This is a genomic window from Streptomyces sp. NPDC034049 (assembly GCF_055575575.1).
Window position 1 is genome coordinate 86082 of sequence record NZ_JBVISJ010000016.1, and the last position, 25162, is coordinate 111243.

Below are 25162 nucleotides of genomic sequence, written 5' to 3' on the forward strand. Positions count from 1 at the left end.
CTCCTTCACCCCTTACTCGACCAGCGATAGAAATCTATCGAGTTCGATAGGGCGGGCAAGGTGTGGCCGTCAGAACGACACGTCGAAGTAGTCGATGTCCTGGAGGGCGACCTCCAGGCCGGCGGCGCGGCGGCCGCCGTCCTTGAAGTACACCTCCTGCAGTCCTTCGGCCACGATGTCGCGCAGGCGCTGGTCACCCGCCCCCTGGGCCTGCGCGTCGAACAGACGGCGCGCGTACTCCGGGGGAAGGTGCACGGTCAGGCGCCGGAAGCGGGCGTCGTCGGTCGTGCCGATCGGTGCCGTGTAGCCGAACTGGGCGCGCGTCTCCACGGTGATCCCGCCCGTGGTGGCGGCCTGCCGCTGCCGGCGTCGGCGCACCACGGGTTGCCAGCGGGAGCGGACGGCCGCGTCGATCCGCTCCTGGATGTGCCGGGGCGGATGTCTGCGGGCGCCGCGCCGGTAGCGGTTGACCGAGTCGGCGGTGATGCCGAGTTCGGCCGCGACGGCCTTGGCCGACTTCAACTGCCTGATCAGATAGCCGATCTGGCCCTTGAGGGTCTTGGGCGGCGCCTTGGTGAACGCCTCCTGGTCGGCGCGCTCCAGGGCGTCGTCGATGTGGCCCACTGTCTATTCCCCTTCGTCGAACCGGGCGTCGTGACCGTCGCCCTTGATGTGGCGGGCGGGGTTGTGACCCTGCTCCATCAGATCGACCGCCCAGGCCGTCTCCTGCACACCTTCCAGCTTGCAGAAGCCGGGACTCGCGCCGATCCGGAAGGTGCCGTAGACGGGGGTGCCGTCACCGTTGGAGGGCAGGAAGTGCAGGGGTGAGGGGCCTCGGGAGGCGTAGACGACGCAGTCGGAGAGGACCGCCAGCGGATGGAGGCCGGTCAGTGCGGCGAGCCGGGCGGCCTTGCGGTGCAGATTCACCCGCGCCTTGGCGATGACGGCCGCGCGGATGTACGGGTTCCAGGTGGGGCGTTCCAGGGCGGGCCAGCGCTCTCCGTCCCTGTAGTGGCGGCCCTGGGGGCGTTCACGGAGCTTGCCGATGCCGCCCTTGACCGTCGATTTGATCGCCGCCAGCACCATCGCGCCCTGCCGGTGCCTACGGACCAGGGTCGCCAGTTCCCCGTCGCTCACGTCGGCCCGTGCGCCGGGCAGTTCGGCGAGGGCGGCACGCAGCGCGTCGAGCCGGGTCTCGTCGGCGGCCGCGTACGTCCGGTGCAGGGCCATGGCGTCCAGGTATGCCGCCGGGTCGGCGTCCTTGTGGACGGGGATGCCCATGTCCGCGCTGGTGGTGAGGTAGGCGTCCTTGAGCCGGTCGTGCCACGGGTCCAGGTACGCGCCCGTCTCGCGCCGCAGGTACGCCTCGACCGGGCGGATCTCGTGGCCGAGTTCCTCGGCGTAGGCCAGGGTCGGCGTGCTGTACCAGCCGGGGCCCTCCGGGCGCCAGCCGGTGGAGGTGAAGGGGTTGGGCAGGCGGGGGTCCAGCTCGATGAAGGAGAGGTCGACGAGCCAGGTGCCCGGGGCCTTCTTGTCGAACGCGGGCGCGGTGTGGTGCTCCGGTTCCGACAGGCCTACGGTGAGACGGGAGGCGGCGGCGAGGAAGGCGGTGTTGACGTCGATGCCCACGGCCCAGGGCCGCAGGCACTCCTCGTCCGACAGGAGCGCCGGATCGCGCACCCACTGGTGGGCCTCCTCGTCGAGGAAGCCACGGTCCCAGCCCTGCGCCACCGGGTGTTCGAGCGGCGCCTCCGGCGGTGCCGGGTCCAGCGGCCGGGTCAACGCGCCGGGGTTCGGGCCGGAGACCCATTCGCCGGTCGTCTCGTCCTTGACGGGGCGGGTGGGCGGCCGTGTCGCCGTCATCAACTCCAGGCCCGTCACCGCCGTCGAGCCGCGCGGCGTGAGCACCCGGGTCGCGAACACGCCGAGGACGCGGGCCAGATCGGCCGGGTGCAGCCGGGCGGCGTCGCCCCAGGCCCGGTTGTCCAGGGCGTCCCACGGCAGGATCGCCAACTGCACGCACTGCCGCAGGCCGCCCTGAGCGGGCCGGTAGATCCGCGGCCACGGACCGAAGCCGCGCTGGGTCAGCTTCCACTTGGCCCCGGTGATCTGCCGGACGACCGGGTGGTCGTCCGCCAGCCGCAGGCCCCGGCGGTCCTCCAGTCGCTGCGGCAGGCCGAACCGCTCCGCCGCCGAGGCGGTCAGCACGATCAGCGGATCGGCGTCCTTGCCGTGCCGGTGCAGCCGGGCCGCACCGATCCCGGACTCCCGCAGCACCCACTCCGCCAGCCCCGGGATCGTGTCGGCCGTGCACTCCAGCAGCACCCCGCCGAGGCAGTGGACGGTGCCGTCACCGTCCAGCACGCCGAGGGGGCCGTGCGGGAAGGGAGCGTCGGCGGCGGGCGCGGACACCCGCGTCCGCGAGGGCCGCCGCGCCGCGGGCGCGGGCTGCCGCACCGGCACGGCCTGCCCCACCGGCTCGGCCTGCCCCATCGGCTCGGGCGACAGGGCCTGGCCCGACGGCTCGGCGGAGGGGGCTCGCACCTTCGGCTCGGCGGACGAGGCCTGCCCTACCGGCTCGGTGGAGGGGGTCTGTCCCACCGGTTGAGAAGGCAGGTCCTGCCGCTTCGGCTCGGTCGCCGACTCGGCCGGGTACTTCGCCGCCCAGCCCTCCAAGAGCCGCAGATACGCCTGGCGTTGGGGCGGGCGCGGCTCGGATCGTCCGCTCTCCCAGTTCTTCACGGTCTGTTTCGTGGTCCGCAGCACCTGCGCCAGCCGGGCCTGACTGACGCCGGCCGCCTCCCGCAACCGCCCCCGCTCGTCGGGCGCGGGCAACTCGGGCTCGCCCGCGAGCAGTTCGTCCACCGCCGCGAACAACTCTTCCTGACTCGGCTTCTGCTGCACACGTCACCTCCATCCGTCACGCTAGCAGCAATTAACCTCGAATTAGCCCTCTTCCTTATCCCTGAAACAGAATTCTCCCGCCTTCCACGGCCATGGACGCAGAACGAACGGGCACATGGCCCGGAAGGCCAAGAACAAGCGCCGAACGCGCCCGGGAAAGGCCCCTGCACGCCCCTCGAAGGGACCACTGCCGCGTTCCGGAGGAGGCCGCCGGACGCACGGCCACCCGACCCCACACCGCCGCTCACGGGCCCGCCCAGCCATTCACCAAACCGGCTCTGACCTGGTGCTTTATCAGAAATCGCCTAGGCTGAAGTCCTCTGCCCGACTCCCTCGGAGGGGACTTCGTGAGTGAGGAAGCCGTGGTGTACGACGCCACCCGTATCGAGGTGCTGGAGTGGCCGGAAGCCGTGCGGAAGCGGCCCGGTATGTACGTCGGATCAACCGGTGAACACGGAGTGCACCAGTTGGTGTTCGAGATCGCCGAGCGGTCGGTGCGCGACGTCGTGGCCGGCCGTGCCCGGTCCGTCGGGATCACCCTCATGGCCGACGGCGGTGTGCGGGTCACGGACGACGGCCCGGGGGTGCCCGTCGAGGCGGCCGGTCACACGGACGGCCCCGGTCTCGAAACGCTGCTGACCGGTTCGACCGGAAGGACCGGGCCTGTCGACCGTCATGCCCCCTACCTGGGCCTCTTCGGCGTCGGTCCCAGCGTCACCAACGCCCTCTCCAGCCGGCTGACCGCCGAGGTGCGGCGCGACGGGATCCGCTGGGTCCAGGAGTACGCCCGCGGCCGTGCGAGCACCGAGCCCACGGCCGTCGGTGCGGCGACCGGCAGCGGGACGACCGTCACCTTCTGGCCCGACGCCGACATCTTCCCGGCGGTGCGGTGCTCGTCCGCCGTCCTGACCGAGCGCTTCAGGGAACTGGCCCTCCTGAACCGACGCCTGGACCTGCGCCTGACCGACGAACAGTCACCGGGCGGGTCCCGCTCGGAGCGGTTCCGATTCCCGGGCGGGGCCCTGGACTTCGTCGCGTTCCTCGACGAGGAGTGCTCGGGGACCCCCCTCCACCCGAACGTCATCGGTGTCGAGCGGGAGGACGCGCGCATGGCGGGGACCGTGGAAGTGGCCTTGCGGTGGTGCGAGGGTCACGGGGAGGAGATCCGCGGCTTCGCCAACAGCCGGCCCACTTCCGAAGGCGGCACCCACCTGACGGGCTTCCGCGACGGGCTGACGGCCGCGATCGACGCCTACGCACGGGGGCGGCGGTTGCTCACCGCGTCGGACCCCGATCTCGGCGCCGACCAAATCACCGAGGGCCTGACGGCGGTCGTGTCGGTGAAGCTGGACCGGCCCGAGTACGTCGGCGCCACCCGCGGACGGCTCGGCGGCGCGGACGTGCGGGCCGGCGTCGCGGAGGTGGTCCGTGAAAGCCTGGGGGCCTGGCTGGAGGCCCATCCGGAACAGGCCCGAGCCGTCGTCGGCCGCCTTCTGCGGCGGGGCCGGTAAGTGGCTTTGCGTGATCGGCTGCGCAAGGGGCGGGCGGGCTGACCCGGGCGGGCGGGGAGGCCGGGTGGGGGTGGTTGGATGCGGAGGTCGGATGATGATGTCTGAGCATGTCGTCGAGGACCTGGTGGCGGAGTCGATTCGGCTGCTGGACCGCCACGCCGCGTCGGACGACCCCCGTGTCCGGGACTGGTTCGCGGCTCTGTACCGCTTCCAGCCCGGGTACGACTGTGCGTTCACGCACTTCCGTGTGATGGACATCCTCCTGCGCCGCGGACACACGTACCGTTTCCCGCTCGCCCGGCACCCCGACCACGCCGCACGGTCCGCGCACTTCGACGCGCTCACGGTGGTCGAGCACGGTCCGGCACGCACTCCCCCCTGTCTTGGACACACGTCAGCCCCTACGGGCGGTTCGGGCTCGACATGGACCGGCGCCTCGCCTGGACATGACGGCCCGCACCATGCCGGGCCCGCGCACCCCCGCCGATGAACCGGCCGCGGTCTCGGGGTGTTGGCGCAGCATCACCCCGGAGTACGCCATCGCCTTCTGAACCCTCGTCTCGCTGAAGCGGTCAGACTTCCCTCTTGTTGTCCGGGCCGCCAGGCACCGGTGAGTGGTCCGGACCTGCCCTTGGACCGGACCACTCACCGCGTGCTACTCCTCGCTAGGGCCCGCCGGGTGGAAGTTGATGCGTTCACTGATGACGGGGAAGCCGGCCTTGGCGAAGTTCGCGGCCATGGGGAAGTTGCCGCGGTCCGTGGCTCCGCTGACGGACTCCGCGCCCTGCTCGACGAGGAAGTGGGTGCACTCCGCGAGGAGGTCGTAGGCGTAGCCGTGGCCGCGCTGTTCCGGCACGACTCCGATGAAGCCGATGGTCGGGCCGGACGGGTTGTGGGCCGGGATGTGGATGCCTGCCAGGTCGCCCTCCGGGGTGTGCGCGACCTGCCACCACTCCCGCGGGGAGGGGCACCAGTGGAAGAAGTCGAGTTCCTCCTGGGCGGCCCGGTCGAGGCCGCCCTTCTCCGCGGCCCTGAGCGCGTGGGCGTCCAGGGTGACGGAGTGGATGCGGCGCAACGCGTCGAAGAACACGGCGTCGTCGGGTTCGGCGCTGAAGCGCAGCCGTCCGGGCCGCTCGGGCAGGCCCTGCTCCGGGCTCCAGCGGTAGAGGAAGCGTTCTACCAGGAGTTCGTACCCCGCGGCGCGTGCGGCGGCGAAGCGCGTCTCGGCGGTGGCGCGCAGGTCGTTCCTCTCGCTCCAGCCGCCGGGCAGGTTGATCTCGAGTTCGACCTGCCAGGGAGCGGTGCGCAGGAGTTCGGCTCCGGCCTCGTCCTCCCCCTCGGCCACATCGAACCAGTTGATGTTGACGGGCTCCGAGTCGCCGGGGCCGCCCCACCATGCGCCGCGTGCGACGACCTCGCCGTCGCGCAGGGCGACGCGCTTCCAGTCGGGGCGGAACCGGGTACGCCGGTGGGCTTCACGGGCGCCCAAGGGGTCGGGGAGTGCGTCGAAGAGATGAGCATCGCTCGCGGAGAGCGCGCGGATGACCAGATCGGTCATGGATTCCTCCGGGCTACAGGCTGCTTGGAGCGCTCCCGGTCAGAACTGGCGAACCACGCCGGGACAGCGGAAAAGGGAGCGCTGGAAAGTTGTGAACTGCACGGCACTCGCCTCCTTCCGTCCGTCTCAGGGCGTGGAACCACACCGTACGTGATCTTCCGCGGGTCCGTCCACGGATTTCCGTACCCCTTGGAGGGAGGGGTGGGCGGGACGATGCAGAGCGCTCTCGGCGGCCCGCGAGGCCCCAGCCAGGCGGACTGCACCCTTCTAGCTGTACGGGAACAGGGCCTCCCCTGATGTCCGGGTCAGGACATCAGGGCGAGGAGTCCGATCTCCGGGGCCAGGGCTCCGGGCTGGGCGAGGGCCCGGAAGTCGTGCTCGACCGAGGCCAGGTCAAGGACGCCGGCGCGCACGGCGCCGTAGCGGACCAGCGGCCACGGGAAGACGTCGAGGTTGTCGTACTGCGTGTCGGCCTCGATGACCTGCTCCTCGTGGAACCACACCGCGAAGCGGCCGTTGGTGAGGACGACGTAGTAGTTGCCTCCGCCGTCGCAGCCGACGGACCACACGTCGTCGCCGGAGAGCTCCGTCTCGTAGTCCGAGTCGAGGATCGCCTCGTCGTTCTCGGCGAACTCGAAGGCGTCCGCCCAGTCGTCGATGTCGAGGAACCGCGGCATGGCTCCCGAGCGGACCCTGCGGTCGAACGCGGCCGGCGCGGTCGCGGCTGCGGGCGGGAGCCGGGTGAGGAACGGGGCGACCGGGCGGGTCGACGCGGGCAGGTCGACGCGCTCCTCGTCGGGGAACCAGCGCGCCAGATCAGCGTCCAGCCCGCGCTCCACATACCCGGCCAACTGATCGACGGTGAGAGGCATGCGGCGAGGCCAACCGAGGGAGGCGGACCGGCGAGTGCCTGTTCAGCGGGTTACGTAGGCCAGTACGTACTTCCACCGACCTGCGGCCCGCGCGTCAGCCGGCCGGTCCCCCGGCCGCCCAGTCGCGGATGAGCCGGATCGTGCGGTCGGTCCGCTCCTCGTGCACATAGTGGCCGGTGTGGGGCCAGTGCTCGACGCGCGAGCCGGGCACGCGCAGCGTGCCGCGCTCCCACTCGGCGTACTCCTCGAACGACCACACCGTGAGCGCCGGTTGGGTCCGGCGGCGCAGATGCGTCTCGCTGTCCGGGCGGACCCCCACCGCGCCGGGATCGGTGTACATACCGGCGTACGCCTGGGCGATGACGTGGTCCGGTGTGCCGAGTACGGTGCGGATGTGTGCGGTACGGAGTCCGGCCGGGGCCTGCGAGGAGAAGGCGCCGGCCACGAGGTCGGCGGCGGCGCGGGCGCCGTGCTCCTGGTACGTGGCGAGGCGGGCGGGGATCCGGGCGGCCTCGGCCGCGTCGGCGCCGTGCGCGGGGTCGAGGGCGATGACCGAGCGCACGGCCCTCGGGTGGCGGACGGCGAGCAGGTTGACGACCTGGACGCCCATGGAGTGGCCGACGGCGACGACCGGACCGACCTCCAGGGAGTCGAGCAGCGCGGCCAGGTCCTCGGCCATCTCCGTCGGGGTGTTGCCCTCGTCCGGGACCTCGGAGCGGCCGTGGCCGCGCAGGTCGGGGACGAGGACGCGGAACCGGTCGGCGAGCGCCTCGGCGTGCGGCGACCACTCCCGGCCGTCGCCGCCCCAGCCGTGCACGAGCAGCAGCGCGGCGGCGCCCTCGTGGGCCTGAGAGCCGAGGGAGGTGCAGAAGAGGCGGATGCGGCCGAGGTCCAGCAGGGTCATGAGGGGTCGTCCGAGGTGGGGTCGTCCGAGGTGGTGCGGTGGGTGGCGTGCGCGCATCCGCGCGGGACGGGGGCGTGGGTCACGGGGCACTCCGCCGGGTCGGTGGTTCAGAGCGTGCACAGCAGTGTGCCGGACCCGGCGGGGTCGCACCGGTTCGGCGCGCCCTCGGGCCGGAGCCGGACCGCCGCCCGGGGCGGTGCCGGAGGGGGACGGACCCTCGTAGCGGAGCGCCGACGCGGTCTCCCGTACCGCGCCGGCGCCCCTGGTCGGTCAGCGGCCCCGGTGGAGGACCAGCGTGCTGCGGGGGCCGAGCCTGGGACGTTCCCCGGCGCCGATGGTCCTGCCGGTGGCCAGGTCGCGGGCGGGGCCGAACCCGCGGCGGGCGGGCAGGGTGAAGGTCCGGTCGATGGTGGTGTTCATGGCGATCAGATAGTCGCCGTACTCGCAGAGGTAGAACGGCGCGCGGCCGACGAGCATGGTCTCCACGCCGTCGAAGTGGACGCCGGGGGTGGGGTCGGGGATGTCGTCGGGGATCGGCGCCAGGCGGTGGACGTCGCCTTTCTGGGACTGGTGGAGGGTGTCGCCCGGCGGTGGGAAGCCGCCCGGCGGGAGGTGGGCGGCGCCGGGGTCGTTGATGGCGTAGTCCCAGAGGATCCAGTCCCGTGCCATGAACGTCTCGTCGGTGGTGCCGGCGCTGCGCTGGCGGATCGTGGCCGAGCGCGGGTCGACGGGGGTGAGGTGGTGGACGCGGGCGTAGTCGTTGACGCCCTAATGGGACCGCCAGTAGAGGGAGGCGAACAGCAGTTCCTCGCCGTTCTTGACGGCCAGGCAGCCGTTCTCCTCGTCGGTGAGGACGAAGTCGGGCTCGTTCCAGGCGGTGGGGATGCGGGCGGGCCGGGCGGCGAGGGCCTGGAAGGTGTCCCAGTCGCGGGAGACCAGGCGCAGCGCGGCGAGGCCGACGCGGGTCCAGGAGTGGTGGACCAGCAGGTCGAGCTGTCGGTGGAACGGGCCGTCGGCCACCATCTCCTGGGTCCAGCCGACGATGTCGGGGTCCTTGAAGACGGCCGCGGACATCACGGGATGGGAGTCCCAGGCGGTGCGGGAGGCGTAGGCGATCTCGCCGGGGTAGACCTCGTTACCGGGCCACTTAACGACCCTCTGGAGTGGAAGCCGTTTACTCCGCCGAGTGCCGTCCGGTCGCCGCCGCACCGCCCCGCAGCCCCGGCGAAGATGGGGGCATGACTCGGGACCCCGAAACCCGCTATCTCCTCGACAACCGACGGTCCGAGGCCGGCGAGCGGTTCGTCGCCCTCTCCACGCTCTTCGACGCCTCCACCTTTCGCCATGTCGACGACCTCGGCATCGCGGCGGGCTGGCGCTGCTGGGAGGTGGGGGCCGGGGGCCCGTCGGTGGCCCGGGGGCTGGCCGAGCGGGTGGGGCCCGCGGGGCACGTCCTCGCGACGGACATCGACACGTCGTGGATGGCCGACGCGTCGGCGCCGCAGATCGAGACGCGGCGCCATGACGTCGCCGCCGACGACCCCCCGCCCGGCCCCTTCGACCTGGTCCACGCCCGGCTGGTGCTCGTCCACGTCGCCGACCGCGAACGGGCCCTGCGGGCGATGGTGGACTCGTTGCGCCCCGGCGGGTGGCTGCTGCTGGAGGACGCCGACCCGGCACTGCAACCCCTGATCTGCCCCGACGAGTCCGGCCCCCGGCAGCGTCTGGCGAACAAGCTCCGCCACGGCTTCCGCGCCCTCCTCGCCGAGCGTGGCGCGGACCTCTCCTACGGCCGCCGCCTCCCTCGTCTGCTGCGCGAGGCCGGGCTCGTCGACGTCCAGGCGGACGCGTACTTCCCCGTCACCGGCCCGGCCTGTGCCGCGTTGGAGGCGGCCACCGTCCGCCAGGTCCGCGGCCAACTGGTCGCCAGGGGCCTCGCGACACCGGAGGAGATCGACTCCCATCTCGCCGCCGTCGCGTCGGGCGACCTGGACCTGGCGACCTCCCCGATGATCTCGGCCTGGGGACGCAGGCCCGATCCCCGGGACGACCTGGAGGCGGGCCGGGAGGCGTCGGCGTAGCGCGGTCTCTGGGTACCGGCACCCGCGAAGTTGAGTACGCGCACTCAAGATCCGGTGCCGGGGTCGCCCCGACGATGGGGGTCTTCCTCGTCGAGATCGGGAGAGACCACATGTTCAGCCGCCTCGCCGACGTCCTGGTGCCCGCCGTCGGACGTCTCACGGTGACCGCCGATGCCGGATCCGTCTGGACGCCGGGCAGCATCGTCGTCGCGAACCACACCTCGCTCGCCGACCCCGCGATCGTGCTCGCCGCGCTGCACCGCCTCGGCGTCGAGCCCGTCGCGATGGGCGCCGCCGGGCTGTGGCGGATCCCCCTGCTGGGCCGCGCGCTCACCCGCGAGGGGTACATCCCGGTGTACCGGAGGGACCCGCGCGCCGCCGACGCGCTGGATCTCGCCGCCGACGCGCTGGCGCGGGGCCGGACGGTGCTCATCTACGCCGAGGGGGGCATCCCGGTCCGCAAGGACGCCGCCGAAGCGGCGCCCGGGGAGTTCCGCAGCGGCCTGACCCGGCTCGCTGCACGCACCGGAGCGCCCGTCGTCCCGGTCGGCCAGGCCGGGGCCCGCCGGGTCACCTCCGGCAGCACGGTCAAGCAGGTGGCGGGGCTCGTCACCGCGCCGCTGCGCCGCCCCGCACTCCATGTCCACGTCGGCGCGCCGCTCTCCCTCGTCGCCGATCACACGTCGAACACCCGTCAGGCGCACGCGGCGGTGACCGCGGCCTGGCGCACGGCCGCCGCCCGCCTCGGTGAACCGGCCGCGCTCGCCGCGTGAGGGGGCGAGCGGCCGCCGTACCACGGCCCGCCGCGCCCCATCGATGCTGTCGTCGGCATCCACGTAAGGTCGGCGACGGTTGTCGCGAGGCGGGGTCGAGAACGGTGATCGCGGCACGCGCGCCGTACGGCTGCACCTCCTGGGGCAGGAGTCGCCGCCTGCGTCCCGGCGACGGGCCCGTGACCTGTACGAGTCGCACACCGGGCGGCTGGTGAGCACCGGGGTCCTCGCGGAGGGCGAGGTCGTGGGGCTCGGGACGCTGGGTCTGCTGACCTCCCGAGAGGCCGGGAAGCCGGTGGCCGAGCTGTCGACGGGGCAGCAGCGGCGTCGCGACCTCGCCCAAGGCGCTGGCGCTGGCGCTGGCCACCCGGCCCCACGTCCTGCTGCTGGACGCGCCGACCAACCACTTGTCCATCGCCCTCGTCGACGAACTCACCGAGGCCCTGCACACCACGGACGCGGCCGTCGTCGTCGCCACGCACGACCGGCAGCAGCGGCGCGACATCGAAGGCCGGCCCCGTCTGGCGCTCTCCGCGCACGAGGGGGCGGGCGCCATGGGCCACGTTCCCGCCTGACCATGGCCGGCGCGGCGGGCACGGCCTGCCGCGCCGTCACCACCACCGGTGGCGGTCGCCGACGACGCGCCGGTCACCGAGCGGCTGTACGGCGCGGGCGTTGCCCTGGGGGAAGACCGTCCGGTAGTGGGCCAGCGCGGTGGCGGAGGCCTGGACGGGGTGGGTGAGCAGGATCCAGCGCACTCCGGAGGTGTAGGGGCAGACGGTGGTGGAGCCGAGGTAGCGATACGACTCGGTACAGGACGGCAGCAGGGCGTCGAGCTCGACGCCGGGGACCTCCCAGGGTTCCGCCGAGCGGCGGGCCGAGGTGAGCAGGCGGTCGAGGGAGTCGTTGGCCCGGCCCGGGTGCACGAAGGCGCCGACGACCGCGAACCCGCTGTCCTCCCCCGCTCCGGACGCGTCGGCGTCCTCGGTCACCCGCCGGTACTTCATGTGCTGTTCCATCGGGAACGCCACGCCCGAGACAGTGTGTTCGGACGGCGTGTGCCAGTGCACGTCGACCAGTTCGTAGCGGTCGGAGCCCACCCGTGTCAGACACTCCTCGCCGGGTGGCGGGGTGGCCTTCACGGTGCCCTCGTCGTCCCGTACGCAGTCGGGCCGGCCGCCCTGGGCGGGGCTGGGCTCGGGTCGCCGATGGTTCCCGGGGTCGTCGAAGTGCAGTTCCAGGTCGAGCGCGGTCGGGTGGGTGAACCGCAGGGGCGGCAGCGCGGAGGGGTGGACGTCGTGCGGTCGGATGTCGACAGGGCTCTGCTTCCCGTGCGAACGGCCGACGGTCACCGTCGCGGGCGCGGGCGCGGGCAGGGACATGGGCGAACACCTTCGGCTGGGGCGGGGGTCGGGGTCGGACGCACCGCATCCCTCCCCCTGCCACCGCGCCGAAACGCACGGGCTCGCCCGGACTGATGAACGGGCGCCACGGCCTTGACGCCACACGCGTCCACGTCCACAACCACGTGCGCGTCCCTTTCCGCGTCAGACGAGGGTGTCCTCGGTCGGCGAGGGCACGGCGCACGGGCGCAGGACCATGAGCGGGCCTTCCCGCGTCGCGACCATGGCGAAGGGGAACCGGTCGAGTTCCAGACAGAGCGCCACGTCGTCGGGGTGGACTCCCTGACGCACGCCCTCCGCCAGTTCGGCCGCGGCTCGCGACCCGGCGGCACGGCGGAGGTAGTCGTCGGAGTCCGTCCCGGAGCCGGACCCGGCCCCGGTCTCGGCCTCGGTCTCGGCCGCTCTCCGGGCGATGTACTGGGCGCAGGCGAGATCCTCGTCGGCCCGCCCGTCCTCACCGGTGACCACGAACGTCACGCTGTCGCTCCCGCGCGTCCGCAGGACCGACGCCGTGGCCTCCGCCACCACGAAGGCGGCGCACAGCACCAGGGAAGCGTCCTTCACGGCGAGCGCGCCGACCGTCCCCGCCGTGGTCTTCTGGACGACGGTCCGTCCGCCGAGATCCATGGACCGCATCAGCCCCGGCGAGTTGACGGCGTCGAACCCGGGCGCGGGCGGACCGTCCTTGAGCGCCACCCAGTCCGGGTGAGCGGTCTTGAGCGCCAGCGCGTCGTCCAGCGACTCCGCGAGGACGATCTTCTCCGCGCCCTGGGCGAAGGCCCAGGCGGCCACGGTGTAGGCACGCATGACGTCGATGACGACGGCGACGGACGGGGCTTCGCGCACCTCGGGGATGCCGACAAAACGAGGGTTCATCCGGATCATGATCACGTACGCGGGCCACGAGGTGCCCGGGGAGTGGCACACGCCACAGCGGCAGTCGGCCCCTCCCCCGCCTCAGCCCCACAGCGCCCGTGACGCGGCGTTGATCATGGCGCCGACCACCGGGTGCCCGGCGAACGCGGAGGGCTGGATCAGGGTCAGGGAGCGCACGAGGTCGGGGCGGCGCCCGGCGGCCGGCATGGCGACGAGGCCGCCGTCGGCCCCGGCGGTCCACCAGGAGCAGACGGTGGCGGCGGGCCGACGGCCGCTGGGCGGCGAAGCCGTACGTCTCGTCGCTGCCCCAGGTGAAGATGTTGTGCGCGAAGACGGCGGGGACGCCTGTGCCCCCGGTCTCGTCCCACACCGTCACAGGGACCGGTGTCGTCGGCGGACTCCCTTCCGTCACGGGAGCGGGTCCGGGGCCGGAACGAGAACGCGAACGCGAACGCGAACGGGAACAGAAGGGGGAGACGTGCGAGCGTCGGAGGGTTCGGAGTCGGTGGAGGGCGCGCCGGTGACCGGGGGCGCGCTGGAGAGTGGGGGCGACTGGCTCGGCGATCCGTGGCAGGGGGTGGACCGGGAGGAACTGACGCGGGCCGTGCGCGAGCAGGCCGGGCGCGCGGTGGCCGGGGTGGACGACATGGCGTCGTATCTCGCGGCCCAGGTGGCGGACGTGTCCCATCGGGAGGTGGTGGGGCCGCTGCTCGACGGCGGTGGTGCCAGTGGTGTCGTGGTGCGGCGGGGCGAGGTCATCGCCTCGTGGGGCGATCCGACGCGCACGGAGATGGCGTACAGCGCGACGAAGAGCGTGCTGTCGCTGGTGGCGGGCGTCGCCTTCGACGACGGCCTGTTGCGGCTGGACGAGCCCGTCGCCGACTCCGTCGCCCTGCCCCAGTTCGCCGACTCCCACGGGCGCGCCATCACCTGGCGCCATCTGCTCGACCAGACCAGCCAGTGGGAGGGCGAGCTGTGGGGCAAGCCGACGCGCGTCGACGCCCAGAGCACACGTGAGGGCACGGAGTCGGCGGGCGGTCCGCCCGGCGCGGGCTGGGCCTACAACGACGTGCGGGTCAACCTCACCGCGCTCGCCCTCACGGCCCTGACCGGCCGCTTCCTTCCCGACCTCCTGCGCGACCGCGTCATGACACCGATCGGCGCGTCCGACGGGTGGTCGTGGCACGGCTACGGCACCTCCGAGGCCGACATCGACGGCGTACGGGTGCCCGTGGTGTCCGGCGGCGCGCACTGGGGCGGCGGCCTGTGGATCAGCGCCCTCGATCTGGCCCGCCTCGGTCACCTCTGTCTGCGGGGCGGGGTGTGGGGCGAGCGGCGGGTCGTCTCGCGGCGGTGGATCGAGGAGTCGTGGACGCCCTGCCGGGTCAAGCCGAACTACGGCCTGTCCTGGTGGCTGAACGACGACCGCACGGTCTGGCCCTCGGCGCCCGCCACCGGACGCTGCGCCCGGGGCAACGGCGGCAACCACCTGCTGTGGGTCGACCCGGCGCGTGATCTGGTGATCGCCTCACGCTGGGGCGCGGAGGTCGAGACGCTGCTGGCGCGGGTGTCGCGGGCGGTGACGCCGGAAGCGTGAGCTGCGGCGCTGCTCTAAATTCGGTGGGCCCGGAGCCTCTTGGCACGTGACAATCAGGGGCCATCCAGGGGAGGAACACATGAGCCAGGCACACCTGACTCTTCATGAGCTGCTGCCGTCCGAGGAGCTTTCGGCGGCGCTCGAAGCGGGCCACGTCACGCGTAAGTCGCACCCGGAACTGCCGCTGTCCATCTACACGTACACGAGGACGTGCCAGTACGAGCGGGTGTGGAACCGTGTGACGACGCGCTGCCGGGGTCTGGTGGCCGACGACACCACCGGGGAGATCGTCGCGCTGCCGCTGCCGAAGTTCTTCAACGTCGGTGAGCACGAGTCCGGTCAGCCCTACGCCCCGCGCCTCCCGGACGAGCCGTTCGAGGTGTACGACAAGGTCGACGGCAGTCTGGCGGTGGTGTTCCACTACGCGGGCCGGTGGCGGGTCGCGTCCAAGGGGTCGTTCGTGAGCGTTCAGGCCACCTGGGCGCAGCGGCTGCTCGACGCGAAGGACACGTCCGGTCTCGTGCCCGGGGTGACCTACCTGGCCGAGATCCTCTACCCGGAGAACCGGATCGTCGTCGACTACGGCGACCGCCGGGACGTGGTGCTGCTGGCCGCGTTCGCCCAGGACGGCACGGAGGTCGCCCTGGCGGAGGCCGCCGTGGGATGGCGGGGCATCGGCTCGGTCGTCACCGTCCGGCCCGCCGTGCCGCTCGCCGAGCTGCTGGCGATGACGGAGGGCAACCGGCTGCCCGGCGGCCGGGCGGCCACGGGCACCGACGCGGAGGGCTTCGTGCTGCGCTTCGCCTCGGGGGTACGGGCCAAGGCGAAGTTCGCCGAGTACGTGCGGCTGCACAAGGTGCTGACCGGTGTGACCGAGCGGGACATCTGGCGCGGTCATGGCATCCAGCGGTTCGCGGGGCTGCCCGCCAAGCAGCTGGCGCAGGCGCTGAACTGCTCGGCCGAGGACGTCGTCGCGTCCGGCGGCCGGCCCCTGGACGCGCTCCTGGAGCAGGTGCCCGACGAGTTCGACGCCTGGGTGCGCGGGGTCGTCGCGGGCATCGACAAACAGGTCGAGGACCGGGAGCGGGCGATCGACGAGGCGTTCCGCTCGCTCGCCCATCTCGCGGGCGACCGGGGCGCGTTCGCCCGCGCGGTGCGCGAACTGCCCGACGCGGCCGTGCGCCCCGCCATGTTCCTGCGCCTGGACGGGCGTTCGACCGTGCTCGTGACGTACCGTTCCACCCGGCCGGAGGCGTCCGACCCCTTCAAGAACGACGAGGAGAACTGACCGTGCCCGTGGTACACGTCATGACGGGGCTGCCCGCCTCGGGGAAGACGACGGCCGCGCGCGGGCTGCAGGCGGAGTCCGGGGGCCGGATGCGCCGTGTCAACCTCGACGATCTGCGGCAGATGCTCGACATCCCCCTGCCCGAGGGGGCCGAGCGCCGGTCGTACGCGCACGAGCAGACCGTGCTGGCGATCCAGGACGCGGCGGTACGGGCGGCCGTCGACGGCGGGTTCGACGTCGTCGTGGACAACACCCACATGACCCCGCACATCCCGAAGCGGCTGAAGGCGGCCGTGGCGGGGCTGGCCACGTTCGTCGTGCACGACTTCACCGACGTACCGGTGGAGGAGTGCCTGCGGCGCGACGCCGCGCGGGAGCGGCCGGTCGGCGAGGAGATCATCCGGATCCTCGCCGACAAGCACGAGAAGTCCCGCAGGGGTGGCTGGCGGCTCACGGCGGAGTGGCTGAACGACGAGCCCGCCGTCGAGCCGTACACCGCCGACCCGGCGCTTCCCTCGGCGGTCATGTGTGACATCGACGGCACGCTCGCCATACGCGGCGACCGGGGCGCGTACGACTTCACGCGCTGCGAGGAGGATCTGCTCAACGTGTCGGTGCGCGGTGCGCTGCGCTCCTTCCGCAGCGCCGACGGCGATGTCGTCGTGCTGCTCTCCGGGCGCGGTGAGGAGCACCGGAGCCGGACGGAGGCGTGGCTGCGCGCGCACGAGGTGCCGTACGACGAGCTGTGGATGCGGGCGGCCGGCGACCACCGTCGCGACGACGTGGTGAAGGCGGAGCTGTTCGACCGGCATGTGCGGCACCGCTTCGCCGTACGGGTCTCCCTCGACGACCGGGACCGGGTCGTCGCGGTGTGGCGCCGGATGGGACTGCCGACCTGGCAGGTGAACTACGGCAACTTCTAGCCGCCGGGGCGAGGACCGGCGGGCAGGTCGGCCCGCCGGGGTCCGCTGGTAAAATGGGGGCACGCTTCGACACCGCCGGGGCCCGTACCGAGGGGTACGGGCCCCGGCGCGTTCCGGGCGACACACCAGGAAAGGTTCCCCATTGAACGCACAGCCGTCGTCCGCCACCGAGCCCCAGAGTGACTCCTCGGCACCGGAGGAGGCGTCCCGGGAGCTGCCGCCCGCGGAGTCCTTCGACGCGCTCGGGCTGCCGCCGGAGCTGCTGCGGACCATGACCGAGCTGGGGGTGCGGGAGCCGTTCCCGATCCAGGCGGCGACGCTGCCGAACGCGCTCGCCGGACGGGACGTCCTCGGCCGGGCGCGGACCGGCTCGGGCAAGACGCTGGCGTTCGGGCTCGCGCTCCTGGTCCGGACGGCCGGGCGGCGCGCGGAGTCCAAGCGGCCCCTGGCACTGGTCCTGGTGCCGACCCGGGAGCTCGCGCAGCAGGTGGACGACGCGCTCACGCCGTACGCGCGGACCCTGGGGGTACGGCTGACGACGGTGGTCGGCGGGCTGTCGATCAACAAGCAGCAGGCGGCGTTGCGGGCCGGCGCCGAGGTGGTCGTCGCGACTCCTGGGCGGCTGGCCGATCTGGTGTCGCGACGGGACTGCCACCTGGACCAGGTACGGATCACGGTGCTGGACGAGGCGGACCAGATGTGCGACCTGGGGTTCCTGCCGCAGGTCTCGGAGATCCTGGACCAGGTCCGCCCCGACGGGCAGCGGCTGCTGTTCTCCGCCACCCTGGACCGCGATGTCGACCAGCTGGTGCGCGGCCACCTGAACGATCCGTTGCTCACCTCCGTCGACCGGGTCGCGGGCTCGGTCACCACGATGGAGCACCATCTGCTGAACATCCACCCCGCCGACAAGTACGCGACCGCGACCGAGATCGCCGCGCGGGACGGCCGGGTGCTGATGTTCCTCGACACCAAGGCCGGGGTGGACCAGTTCACCCGCCATCTGCGCGCCAGCGGCGTACGGGCCGCCGCCCTGCACAGCGGCAAGTCGCAGCCCCAACGCACGCACACGCTCGGGCAGTTCAAGGACGGCGCGGTCACCGTGCTGGTGGCCACCAACGTCGCGGCCCGGGGCATCCACATCGACGCGCTCGACCTCGTCGTCAACGTCGACCCGCCCGCCGACGCCAAGGACTATCTGCACCGCGGCGGGCGCACGGCTCGGGCCGGGGAGTCCGGGAAGGTCGTCACCCTGGTCACACCCAACCAGCGGCGCGACGTCAACCGGATGATGTCGGAGGCCAAGATCCGGCCGACGGTCACCCAAGTGCGGTCCGGCGAGGCGCAGTTGACCGCCATCACCGGGGCGAAGCGGCCCCCGGCCGGGACGAAGTCCAACAGCGGCAACGCGCCCTTCCGGGGCCTCGGCACCCGGCCGGGCCGCCCTGCGAAGGAGTCCCGCAAGACCGCCGAGGCCCGCAAGACGGCGGAGGCCCGCGCGGCCGCCCGGGTACGCAAGGGCCGCTGACGCCTGCGCGCCACCGGTGCGCCGCGGTGAGCGGACCGCGCCGGGGCGGCCGGCTCACCCGGGTGCGCGGCGACGCTCAGGAGCCGGGGGCGAGGCCGAGGGCAGTGAGGGACGCCGTGCCCGTGGCGGTGTGCTCTCCTCCGGCGAGGAGGTGGGTGCGGGCCGACTGGTAGGGGCAGCCGGCTGCGTCGAATGCCGTGGCGGCCGCGAGCAGGCCGGGCAGGTCGCCGTCCAGGAGCGCCTGCGCGCGGTCCAGTTGGGCGGTGGCGACCGGGTTGCCGGCGACGAGGTGCCGGGCGGTGGCGACGCGCGCCGGGGCCTGGGGGTGACCGGCGAGGACGGAGGCCTCGGCGCGCAGGCCGACGTACCAGTGGTGCCAGATCCAGGAGACCCACTTCCACACCTCGTCCGGCTCCGGTGCGACCCGGGCCAGGGCCGCGTCCGGCTCGCCGTGCTGGAGGAGCACCATGGCGTCGAAGACCGCGCCGTAGCCGTGGTGGTGCTCCGCCGCGGTACCGGCCTCCGTGACGACCGCCAGCCAGCTCTCCCGCGCCGCGTGGTCGCCGCGCAGACCGTGGATCATCGCGACGCCCGCGGCGGCGGGGCCGAGGGAGTACGACCGCTGCCGGCCGCTCCGGCGCCATGCGTCGAGGAAGCCCTCACTGGCGGTGAGTACGTGCTTGCCGTTGCCCGCGAACGCGTCCGCGACCATGAGCCAGGACGTGGCGTGGTGTTCCACCTCGGCGAACAGGGGGTGGTCGGCGAGCTGCCTGCCCCACCGGCGGGCCTGCGCCAGCTCGCCCACGCCGAGGGCGGTGCCGGCCGCCATGGCGAGGGCGTCCATCAACTCCTGCGTGGCGGCGGGTGCTGGCGGCAGCGGGGTGAGGATCGCGATCCGGCGCCGGGCGGCCGCCGCCGCGCCGAACGAGTCACCGGCCCAGGTCCGGGCGCCGGACAGCGCGTCCAGAGCGGCGGACTCGGCCACCGGGTCCCCCGCCGCCCGAGCCAGCCGGACCGCCCGCTCGGCACAACCGACCGTCTCCCGCGCACTGTTGTCGACGTCCCCCTGCACGGCCCCGAAGGCATCCATCACCACTGCGGCTTCGGCGAGCGCGAGAGCGGCGACGAGGGAGACGTCGGCGGCAACTGCCGGCTCGGGCGAGGGGGTGGGGGGTGAGGAGGCCGACGGGTGGGGTGTTGGGGAGACCTGCGGGTGGGGTGTTGGGTCAGTGGCCATGGACGGCAGGTCGGGGGCGAAGGAGGTCGGGCCGACAACAGGCAACGAGCCGGTGGCACCGGGCGGTGGATCCGTGACGCCGGACGGCAACTCCTCGCCACTGGACGGCCGGTCAGCAGCAGCGGGCGGCAGACCTGCGGCTCGGGCGGGCGAATCCGCGGCGGCGGGCGGCAACTCCACGCCACCCGAGAGCACACCGGTGGCACCGGGCGGCGGATGCGTGGCGCCGGACAGTTGGTGGGCCGCTGTCAGGAGCGCGGTCGCTTCGGCCGGAGTGGGCAGGTGCGCGAACTCGCTGGAGAAGCGGTACGCGACGGTGGCGGCGGCCGCCAGATCGCGAGCCGCGCCGGTGTGGTCGCCTGCGCGCAAGGCGGCCTCGGCGGCCGCGCGGTGCAGACGGTACATGTCATCGCCGAGCCGCCGGCAGCCGGCCACCCCAGCGGCCTCCCGCAGAGCCTCGGCAGCGGCGGCGGCACCGTCCGCACCACGAGCCCGACCAGCCGCCTCACCTACCGCACCGGCCGTACCCACACCAGCCGCGCGCCCCATCGCACCGGCCACGTCCGCAACCGCGCGGTTCGTGCCGCCGCCGTGGACAGTCTCGCCGGTGACGCCCGCGGTCCCGGCGATCTCTGCCGCGCCGAGCGCACGCACGGCCTGGTCGGTGCCGTCAGCCAGCCCGGCAGCGTCAGCCGCGCCGGTCCCAGCCTCAGCCCCGACCCCAGCCCCAGCCTCAGCCCCGACCCCAGCCCTCGTGTCTGTTTCCCCGGCCATGTCATCGGCAAGCGCCGCCGCCTGTTCGTAGCGTTCTTGGCTCTCGCCGAGCAGGTTGCGGGTGAAGGCCAGGCCCGCCAGGGCGACGGCGAGGCGGTGGGCGGTCGTGCGGTGGGGCGGGTGGGTGGCGGCCCAGGCCAGGGCCGCTCGGAGGTCGTCGGCGACGGCGTCGAAGCCTGCGCGGAAGTCCGGGCCCTCGGCTTCGGCGAGAGCGGTCGCACCGGTCAGGCACCAGGCGGCGTGGCGCGACCGCACAGCCGTCAGCTCGTCGGCGTCGGCGAGCCGCTCCGCCCCGTACTGGCGGATGGTCTCCAGCGCCTGGTAACGCGTGCCGGTCTCGGTCGGTGTCGCGGCGAGCAGGCTCTGTTCCGCGAGCCGTCCGAGCCCGTCGGCGACCGCTGCCGGATGGAGCGGCGCGAACCCGGCGACGGCTCCGGCCGCCTCCGCGCTGAACGGCATCACGAACACCGAGATCCGCCGCAACAGCGCCCGGTCCGCCGGCTCCAGCAGATCATGGCTCCAGTCGAGCGCGGCCCGCACCGACCGGTGCCGGTCGTCCGCACGCGGCCCGCCCGCGAGGATCCGCAGCTGGTCGGAGAGGCCCGCCGTGAGACCGTCCAGCCCGAGCGTGGGCCAGCGCGCCGCCGCCAGTTCGATCGCGAGGGCCATGCCGTCGAGGCGTTCACAGATGTCCGCGATCCGGTCGCGCAGGGCCGGTTCCGGTGGCCGGCCGACCGCCGCCGCCCGTTCCAGGAAGAGCGTCACGGCCTCCGAGTCGGCGCCGCCGTCCGAGGACAGCGGCGGCACCGGGAAGACCCATTCGAACGGAACCATCATCCGGGCCCGGCTCGTCGCGAGCACCCGTAGCCCAGGGCAGGCGATCAGCAGTCGCTCCAGGAAGGGCACGACGCCGTCGCGTATCTGCTCGCAGTTGTCCAGGACCAGCAGCGCCTCGCGGTCCGCCAGTGCGGCCAGCACCGACTCCTCGACGTCGCGCCCGGGCTGTTCGCCCGCTCCGACGGCCGCCGCGACCGCCGCGCCCACCCGCGCCGGGTCGGTGACCGGGGCCAGGTCGACGAACCACACCCCGTCGGCGAAGTCACCGGCCGCGTCCGCCGCCACCGCCAGGGCGAGCCGGGTCTTGCCCACCCCGCCGGGACCGACCGCCGTCACCTGCCGACGGGTCTTCACCGCCTCGGCCAGTTCGGCGCGTTCACGCACCCGGCCGATGAACGCGGTCAGCGGTGCGGGGAGGGCCGGTGCCGGGCTGCGCCGGTCGGCGCGGGCGAGGTCGGCCGCGCGCCGGGAGAGCGCCCGCCGGTCCGGTTCGTCGAGCTTGCGCAGCAGGGCGGAGACATGGGACTCGACCGTGCGCACGGAGATGAACAGGCGCGCGGAGATCTCCGCGTTGCTGAGGTGCTCCCCGAGCAGCGCGAGCACTTCGGCTTCCCGAGCCGAGACCACTGGACTGGACACCGGGTCATTATCCGCTGCTCGGTGGTCTCTCCGTGGCTTGTCAGTGGTGGATTCCGTGCTCACCACGGAGGCGGCCCGTGGCCCCCTCGGGGGAGGCTGTGACCACGGCGATCGCACCCGGCGGACACACCGGACGGGGTGCGGCCCCGTCCCCCGTGAGCCCGAGCGATTCAGGAGTGACCATGCCCGGTTCGTCCGCCACCCAGCCGGCCCACCGGCCTGCCGACCAGCTTGCCGACCTGTCCGCCGCCCCGCCCGCCGGCCCCCGCCCCCGCGCGGTGCGTCGCCGGGACACGGAGCACCGGCTCACCCACGACGCCGATGTCTGGGTGGCCAGCGCCTCGGTGGACGGTGTGCCGTATCTGGTTCCGCTGTCCTTCGACTGGGACGGCGAGACGTTGTTGCTGGCGACGCCGGGCGACAGTCCGACGGGCAGGAACCTGGCCGCGACCGGCACCACCCGGCTCGGGCTGGGCCCCACCCGCGACGTGTCCATGATCGAGGGCGAGGTGGAGACGCTCCCGATCGACGCGTTGCCGGCGGAGCGGGCGGACCGCTTCGCCGCGCGCACCGGTTTCGACCCCCGGGTCTCGGCGACGTCCTACCACTGGTTCCTGGTCACCCCGACCCGGGTGCAGGCCTGGCGTGAGGCGAATGAGCTGACGGGGCGTCAACTGATGCGCGAGGGCCGCTGGTTCGACTGACGAACATCATCACTGTGCTGTGCGAGGAAGGAAGACTGCCATGACGAACACACGGAAGACCCCCCGGAGCTCCGCTACGGCTGAGAAGAAGTTCGACGGGTTCTCGGCCGAGGAGCGCGAAGCGATGCGGGAGCACGCGCGGGATCTGAAGACGTCCGCCCGCCGCGGGGCGCGTGCCACCAAGGCGGACGGGGAGAGCGATGTGCGCGCGAAGATCGCCGCGATGGAGGACGCGGACCGCGTTCTCGCCGAGCGGGTGCACCGGATCGTCGCCACCGCCGCACCCGACCTCTCGCCCAAGCTCTGGTACGGCATGCCCGCGTACGCCAGGAACGGCAAGGTCGTCTGCTTCTTCCAGAGCGCGCAGAAGTTCCGGACCAGGTACGCCACCCTCGGCTTCAGCGACCAGGCGCAGCTCGACGAAGGCACCCTGTGGCCGACCACGTACGCCCTGACGGAGCTGACGGCCGAGACGGAGGCACGGATCGGCGAACTCGTCCGGAGGGCGGCGGGCTGAGAGGAGAGGGGCTCCCCCCGCACACACAAAGAGGCCGACTTCCTTCACAGCAAGGCACCTTGACCCCGGTCCCGCTCACTGGTTCCGTGGGGAGGCTGCTCATGGGAGCGCTCCCAACCGGTGAGAAAGGATCCCCATGCTGACCTTCCCCCACAGGTCCGGCAGAGGCGGCGTGGCCGCCGTCCTCACAGCGGTACTCCTCGCCTGTCTGCTGTCGCTGGCCGGCGTCACCCGGGCGCAGGCCGCGCCGGGTGACGGCTCGGTCTCCGACCCGAACATCGTGTACGTCGGCCGCTGGGACACCGGTTCCGGTACGACGGCCGTCGCCAACTGGACCGGCGCGTACGTGCAGACGTCCTTCACCGGCACCACGGTGAAGGTGCGTGCCAGAGACGCGGTCAACTTCTACGTCAGCGTCGACGGCGGCCCGGACGTCTTCCACGCCGGCGTGCGCGGCACGGTGAACCTCACGCCGCGCCCCCTGGCGCCGGGCACGCACTCCCTGCGGATCGCCTACCGGTCCGGCGACACGGTCTTCCAGGGCCTGGTCCTGGACCCCGGCGCCCGTACGGTCGCGACGGGCGCGTCACCGGGACTGATCGAGTTCGTCGGGGACTCCATCACCGCCGGGGCGCTCACCGACCGGCTGGCGCTGGACTCGTACGCGTGGAAGACGGGCGAGCGGCTGGGCATGCGGCACACACGGATCGCGCGTGCCGGGTACTGCCTCGTCGCCCGGTCCGGCTGCACGGGTCTGAGCGGACAGTTCTTCAAGGTCGGCAGCACGGGTGGCGCGGACTGGGACTTCTCCCGCTACCGGGCGAACGCGGTCGTCATCAACCTGGGCACCAACGACATCGGCCACGGGGTGACCGGCGCCGAGTTCCAGGCGGCGTACACCGCCCTGCTGCGGGACGTCCGGGCCAAGTACCCGGACGCGTTCCTGTTCGCCGTGCAGACCCTGAAGAAGCGGTACGTCACCGAGACCAGGGCGGCCGTCGCCGCGCGCGGCAACGCCGGGGACAGCAGGGTGCGCTATGTCGACACCACGGGCTGGCTCACCGACGGCGCCGACTACGAGGACGGCAACGGCCATCCCAACGAGGCGGGGCACACCAAGTTCGCGGACCGGCTGGCGCCGATCGTCAGCGGCGCGCTGAACGGGACGGCGACCGCGACCGCGTCCGCCACCGCCCGGGCCGCCGCGCCCGGCCAGCCCGGCGACCCGAACATCAAGTTCGTCGGACGCTGGGACACCACGGGTTCGGCCACCGCGTACACGCCCTACTGGGCGGGTGCCTACTACCGCGTCGGCTTCACCGGGCGGACCGTCCAGCTGAAGCAGCGGGGCACGATCGACTTCTGGGCGCGGATCGACGACGGGCCCGTGAAGTTCTACGACGACGTGAAGGGGACGGTGAATCTGACACCGGCCGCGCTGCCGGCGGGGCGCCACACCCTCCAGGTCAACTACCAGGTGGTGGCGGGCTCCTACCGCGGTGACGCCGTCTTCCAGGGGCTCGTCCTGGACAGCGGCGCGACGACCTTCGCCCCGTCGGCGCCGACCCGGACGGTCGAGTTCGTCGGCGACTCGATCACCGTGGGCACGACGACGTCGCAGAACGCCCGTACCGCGTACGGCTGGCTGATCGGGGAACGGCTGGGCACCGAGCACACCCAGATCGCCCAGGGCGGTGCCTGTCTGGTGGCCGCGGCGGACGGGTGCGTGGGGCTGGAGCGGCAGTACGGCAAGCTCAACCCCAACGCGGCGACGCCCGACTGGGACTTCGGGCGCTACCGGGCGGACGCCGTCGTCATCAACCTGGGCACCAACGACGTGGGCCACGGCGTGAGTTCGGCGCAGTTCCAGACCGCCTACGCCAGTCTGCTGCGCAAGGTCCGCGCCGCGCACCCCGGGGCCTGGATCTTCGCGTTGGAAACCTTCCGGGGACGGTTCGTCCCGCAGACCGAGGCTGCCGTGCAGGGGGCGATCGCGGGCGGCGACTCCCGGGTGTCGTTCGTCGACACCACGGGCTGGCTGGGCTCCGGCGACCTCACGGACTCCGTCCACCCCAACGACCGGGGGCACCGCGCCGTCGCCGACCGCCTCGCCCCGGTCATCGCCGCCCGGATCGGAGGCTGACGCACACCGTGTGAGGGCACGGGATCCGCTCGGTGCGCCGCCGTCCAGGCCACCGAGCGGCGGGCCCGCGACAGGATCACGTCCACCCCGGGG

At 73.1% G+C, this 25162-nt stretch carries 23 protein-coding genes; 12 read left to right on the plus strand and 11 right to left on the minus strand.

Features of this window, described 5'->3' with window-relative positions; all coding sequences use genetic code 11:
• Positions 1 to 69 precede the first annotated feature (69 nt).
• Together tpg and tap are read right to left on the minus strand one after the other, a co-directional pair.
• Positions 70 to 624, minus strand: a complete 555-nt coding sequence (gene tpg / locus ACZ52C_RS34550) for a telomere-protecting terminal protein Tpg (RefSeq protein WP_469078488.1) — start codon at positions 622 to 624, stop codon at positions 70 to 72.
• A gap of 3 nt (positions 625 to 627) precedes the next feature.
• Positions 628 to 2904, minus strand: a complete 2277-nt coding sequence (gene tap / locus ACZ52C_RS34555) for a telomere-associated protein Tap (protein ID WP_469078489.1) — start codon at positions 2902 to 2904, stop codon at positions 628 to 630.
• A gap of 347 nt (positions 2905 to 3251) precedes the next feature.
• Between tap and ACZ52C_RS34560 the strand changes: the two genes are divergently transcribed.
• Both ACZ52C_RS34560 and ACZ52C_RS34565 read left to right on the plus strand, forming a co-directional pair.
• Positions 3252 to 4415, plus strand: a complete 1164-nt coding sequence (locus ACZ52C_RS34560) for a DNA gyrase subunit B (protein ID WP_469078490.1) — start codon at positions 3252 to 3254, stop codon at positions 4413 to 4415.
• A 91-nt stretch (positions 4416 to 4506) separates the two neighbouring features.
• Positions 4507 to 4905: a hypothetical protein gene (locus ACZ52C_RS34565; protein WP_469078491.1), complete on the plus strand. Its 399-nt coding sequence runs from the start codon at positions 4507 to 4509 to the stop codon at positions 4903 to 4905.
• A 165-nt stretch (positions 4906 to 5070) separates the two neighbouring features.
• Here ACZ52C_RS34565 and ACZ52C_RS34570 read toward each other — a convergent pair whose 3' ends face one another.
• The 5 genes from ACZ52C_RS34570 to ACZ52C_RS34590 all read right to left on the minus strand — a co-directional run bounded on the left by ACZ52C_RS34570 (position 5071) and on the right by ACZ52C_RS34590 (position 8823).
• Positions 5071 to 5973, minus strand: coding sequence for a GNAT family N-acetyltransferase (locus tag ACZ52C_RS34570; protein ID WP_469078492.1), 903 nt, complete (start codon positions 5971 to 5973; stop codon positions 5071 to 5073).
• A 305-nt stretch (positions 5974 to 6278) separates the two neighbouring features.
• On the minus strand, positions 6279 to 6845 hold the full coding sequence (locus tag ACZ52C_RS34575; protein ID WP_469078493.1) for a hypothetical protein: 567 nt from the start codon (positions 6843 to 6845) through the stop codon (positions 6279 to 6281).
• A gap of 94 nt (positions 6846 to 6939) precedes the next feature.
• Entirely contained in the window at positions 6940 to 7749 is an 810-nt protein-coding gene (locus tag ACZ52C_RS34580; protein ID WP_469078494.1) for an alpha/beta fold hydrolase, read from the minus strand.
• Positions 7750 to 8019: 270 nt separating this feature from the next.
• Positions 8020 to 8418: a hypothetical protein gene (locus ACZ52C_RS34585; RefSeq protein ID WP_469078495.1), complete on the minus strand. Its 399-nt coding sequence runs from the start codon at positions 8416 to 8418 to the stop codon at positions 8020 to 8022.
• 99 nt (positions 8419 to 8517) lie between these two features.
• Complete coding sequence (locus tag ACZ52C_RS34590) at positions 8518 to 8823, minus strand: hypothetical protein (protein ID WP_469078496.1); 306 nt, start codon at positions 8821 to 8823, stop codon at positions 8518 to 8520.
• Between the two features lie 164 nt (positions 8824 to 8987).
• Between ACZ52C_RS34590 and ACZ52C_RS34595 the strand changes: the two genes are divergently transcribed.
• From ACZ52C_RS34595 to ACZ52C_RS34605, 3 genes are all read left to right on the plus strand, one after another.
• Positions 8988 to 9830 (plus strand): methyltransferase domain-containing protein, encoded by an 843-nt coding sequence (locus ACZ52C_RS34595; RefSeq protein WP_469078497.1) that lies wholly within the window; start codon positions 8988 to 8990, stop codon positions 9828 to 9830.
• A 110-nt stretch (positions 9831 to 9940) separates the two neighbouring features.
• On the plus strand, positions 9941 to 10603 hold the full coding sequence (locus ACZ52C_RS34600) for a lysophospholipid acyltransferase family protein (protein ID WP_469078498.1): 663 nt from the start codon (positions 9941 to 9943) through the stop codon (positions 10601 to 10603).
• A gap of 407 nt (positions 10604 to 11010) precedes the next feature.
• Positions 11011 to 11178 carry an ABC transporter gene (locus ACZ52C_RS34605; protein ID WP_469078499.1) on the plus strand — a complete coding sequence of 56 codons (168 nt, stop codon included), beginning with the start codon at positions 11011 to 11013 and terminating at the stop codon, positions 11176 to 11178.
• Between the two features lie 36 nt (positions 11179 to 11214).
• On the opposite strand, the gene ACZ52C_RS34610 is transcribed toward ACZ52C_RS34605, so the two are convergent.
• The 3 genes from ACZ52C_RS34610 to ACZ52C_RS34620 all read right to left on the minus strand — a co-directional run bounded on the left by ACZ52C_RS34610 (position 11215) and on the right by ACZ52C_RS34620 (position 13089).
• Complete coding sequence (locus tag ACZ52C_RS34610; protein WP_469078500.1) at positions 11215 to 11985, minus strand: carbonic anhydrase family protein; 771 nt, start codon at positions 11983 to 11985, stop codon at positions 11215 to 11217.
• A gap of 165 nt (positions 11986 to 12150) precedes the next feature.
• Positions 12151 to 12882 (minus strand): 2-phosphosulfolactate phosphatase, encoded by a 732-nt coding sequence (locus ACZ52C_RS34615; protein WP_469078501.1) that lies wholly within the window; start codon positions 12880 to 12882, stop codon positions 12151 to 12153.
• A gap of 81 nt (positions 12883 to 12963) precedes the next feature.
• Complete coding sequence (locus ACZ52C_RS34620; RefSeq protein WP_469078502.1) at positions 12964 to 13089, minus strand: hypothetical protein; 126 nt, start codon at positions 13087 to 13089, stop codon at positions 12964 to 12966.
• A 271-nt stretch (positions 13090 to 13360) separates the two neighbouring features.
• On the opposite strand from ACZ52C_RS34620, the gene ACZ52C_RS34625 reads away from it, so the two are divergent.
• From ACZ52C_RS34625 to ACZ52C_RS34640, 4 genes are all read left to right on the plus strand, one after another.
• A complete protein-coding gene (locus tag ACZ52C_RS34625) occupies positions 13361 to 14479 on the plus strand; it encodes a serine hydrolase domain-containing protein (protein WP_469078503.1) in 1119 nt (372 codons plus the stop codon).
• Positions 14480 to 14558: 79 nt separating this feature from the next.
• Entirely contained in the window at positions 14559 to 15767 is a 1209-nt protein-coding gene (locus ACZ52C_RS34630; protein WP_469078504.1) for an RNA ligase, read from the plus strand.
• Positions 15768 to 15769: 2 nt separating this feature from the next.
• Entirely contained in the window at positions 15770 to 16690 is a 921-nt protein-coding gene (locus tag ACZ52C_RS34635; RefSeq protein WP_469078505.1) for a phosphatase domain-containing protein, read from the plus strand.
• 214 nt (positions 16691 to 16904) lie between these two features.
• Complete coding sequence (locus ACZ52C_RS34640) at positions 16905 to 18218, plus strand: DEAD/DEAH box helicase (RefSeq protein WP_469078578.1); 1314 nt, start codon at positions 16905 to 16907, stop codon at positions 18216 to 18218.
• 76 nt (positions 18219 to 18294) lie between these two features.
• Here ACZ52C_RS34640 and ACZ52C_RS34645 read toward each other — a convergent pair whose 3' ends face one another.
• Positions 18295 to 21705, minus strand: coding sequence for an ATP-binding protein (locus ACZ52C_RS34645; RefSeq protein ID WP_469078506.1), 3411 nt, complete (start codon positions 21703 to 21705; stop codon positions 18295 to 18297).
• Positions 21706 to 21887: 182 nt separating this feature from the next.
• On the opposite strand from ACZ52C_RS34645, the gene ACZ52C_RS34650 reads away from it, so the two are divergent.
• From ACZ52C_RS34650 to ACZ52C_RS34660, 3 genes are all read left to right on the plus strand, one after another.
• Positions 21888 to 22409 (plus strand): pyridoxamine 5'-phosphate oxidase family protein, encoded by a 522-nt coding sequence (locus ACZ52C_RS34650; RefSeq protein WP_469078507.1) that lies wholly within the window; start codon positions 21888 to 21890, stop codon positions 22407 to 22409.
• 40 nt (positions 22410 to 22449) lie between these two features.
• On the plus strand, positions 22450 to 22926 hold the full coding sequence (locus tag ACZ52C_RS34655; RefSeq protein WP_469078508.1) for an iron chaperone: 477 nt from the start codon (positions 22450 to 22452) through the stop codon (positions 22924 to 22926).
• A 136-nt stretch (positions 22927 to 23062) separates the two neighbouring features.
• Complete coding sequence (locus tag ACZ52C_RS34660; protein WP_469078509.1) at positions 23063 to 25069, plus strand: GDSL-type esterase/lipase family protein; 2007 nt, start codon at positions 23063 to 23065, stop codon at positions 25067 to 25069.
• Positions 25070 to 25162: the final 93 nt, after the last annotated feature.

What these genes read in the sequence shown, in the direction of transcription:
- ACZ52C_RS34565 (WP_469078491.1), top strand. Translation starts at nt 4,507, where the DNA reads ATGATGATGTCTGAGCATGTCGTCGAGGACCTGGTGGCGGAGTCGATT.
- ACZ52C_RS34570 (WP_469078492.1), bottom strand. Translation starts at nt 5,973, where the DNA reads ATGACCGATCTGGTCATCCGCGCGCTCTCCGCGAGCGATGCTCATCTC.
- ACZ52C_RS34575 (WP_469078493.1), bottom strand. Translation starts at nt 6,845, where the DNA reads ATGCCTCTCACCGTCGATCAGTTGGCCGGGTATGTGGAGCGCGGGCTG.
- ACZ52C_RS34580 (WP_469078494.1), bottom strand. Translation starts at nt 7,749, where the DNA reads ATGACCCTGCTGGACCTCGGCCGCATCCGCCTCTTCTGCACCTCCCTC.
- ACZ52C_RS34585 (WP_469078495.1), bottom strand. Translation starts at nt 8,418, where the DNA reads ATGGCACGGGACTGGATCCTCTGGGACTACGCCATCAACGACCCCGGC.
- ACZ52C_RS34590 (WP_469078496.1), bottom strand. Translation starts at nt 8,823, where the DNA reads ATGTCCGCGGCCGTCTTCAAGGACCCCGACATCGTCGGCTGGACCCAG.
- ACZ52C_RS34595 (WP_469078497.1), top strand. Translation starts at nt 8,988, where the DNA reads ATGACTCGGGACCCCGAAACCCGCTATCTCCTCGACAACCGACGGTCC.
- ACZ52C_RS34600 (WP_469078498.1), top strand. Translation starts at nt 9,941, where the DNA reads ATGTTCAGCCGCCTCGCCGACGTCCTGGTGCCCGCCGTCGGACGTCTC.
- ACZ52C_RS34610 (WP_469078500.1), bottom strand. Translation starts at nt 11,985, where the DNA reads ATGTCCCTGCCCGCGCCCGCGCCCGCGACGGTGACCGTCGGCCGTTCG.
- ACZ52C_RS34615 (WP_469078501.1), bottom strand. Translation starts at nt 12,882, where the DNA reads ATGAACCCTCGTTTTGTCGGCATCCCCGAGGTGCGCGAAGCCCCGTCC.
- ACZ52C_RS34620 (WP_469078502.1), bottom strand. Translation starts at nt 13,089, where the DNA reads ATGCCGGCCGCCGGGCGCCGCCCCGACCTCGTGCGCTCCCTGACCCTG.
- ACZ52C_RS34630 (WP_469078504.1), top strand. Translation starts at nt 14,559, where the DNA reads ATGAGCCAGGCACACCTGACTCTTCATGAGCTGCTGCCGTCCGAGGAG.
- ACZ52C_RS34650 (WP_469078507.1), top strand. Translation starts at nt 21,888, where the DNA reads ATGCCCGGTTCGTCCGCCACCCAGCCGGCCCACCGGCCTGCCGACCAG.
- ACZ52C_RS34655 (WP_469078508.1), top strand. Translation starts at nt 22,450, where the DNA reads ATGACGAACACACGGAAGACCCCCCGGAGCTCCGCTACGGCTGAGAAG.
- ACZ52C_RS34660 (WP_469078509.1), top strand. Translation starts at nt 23,063, where the DNA reads ATGCTGACCTTCCCCCACAGGTCCGGCAGAGGCGGCGTGGCCGCCGTC.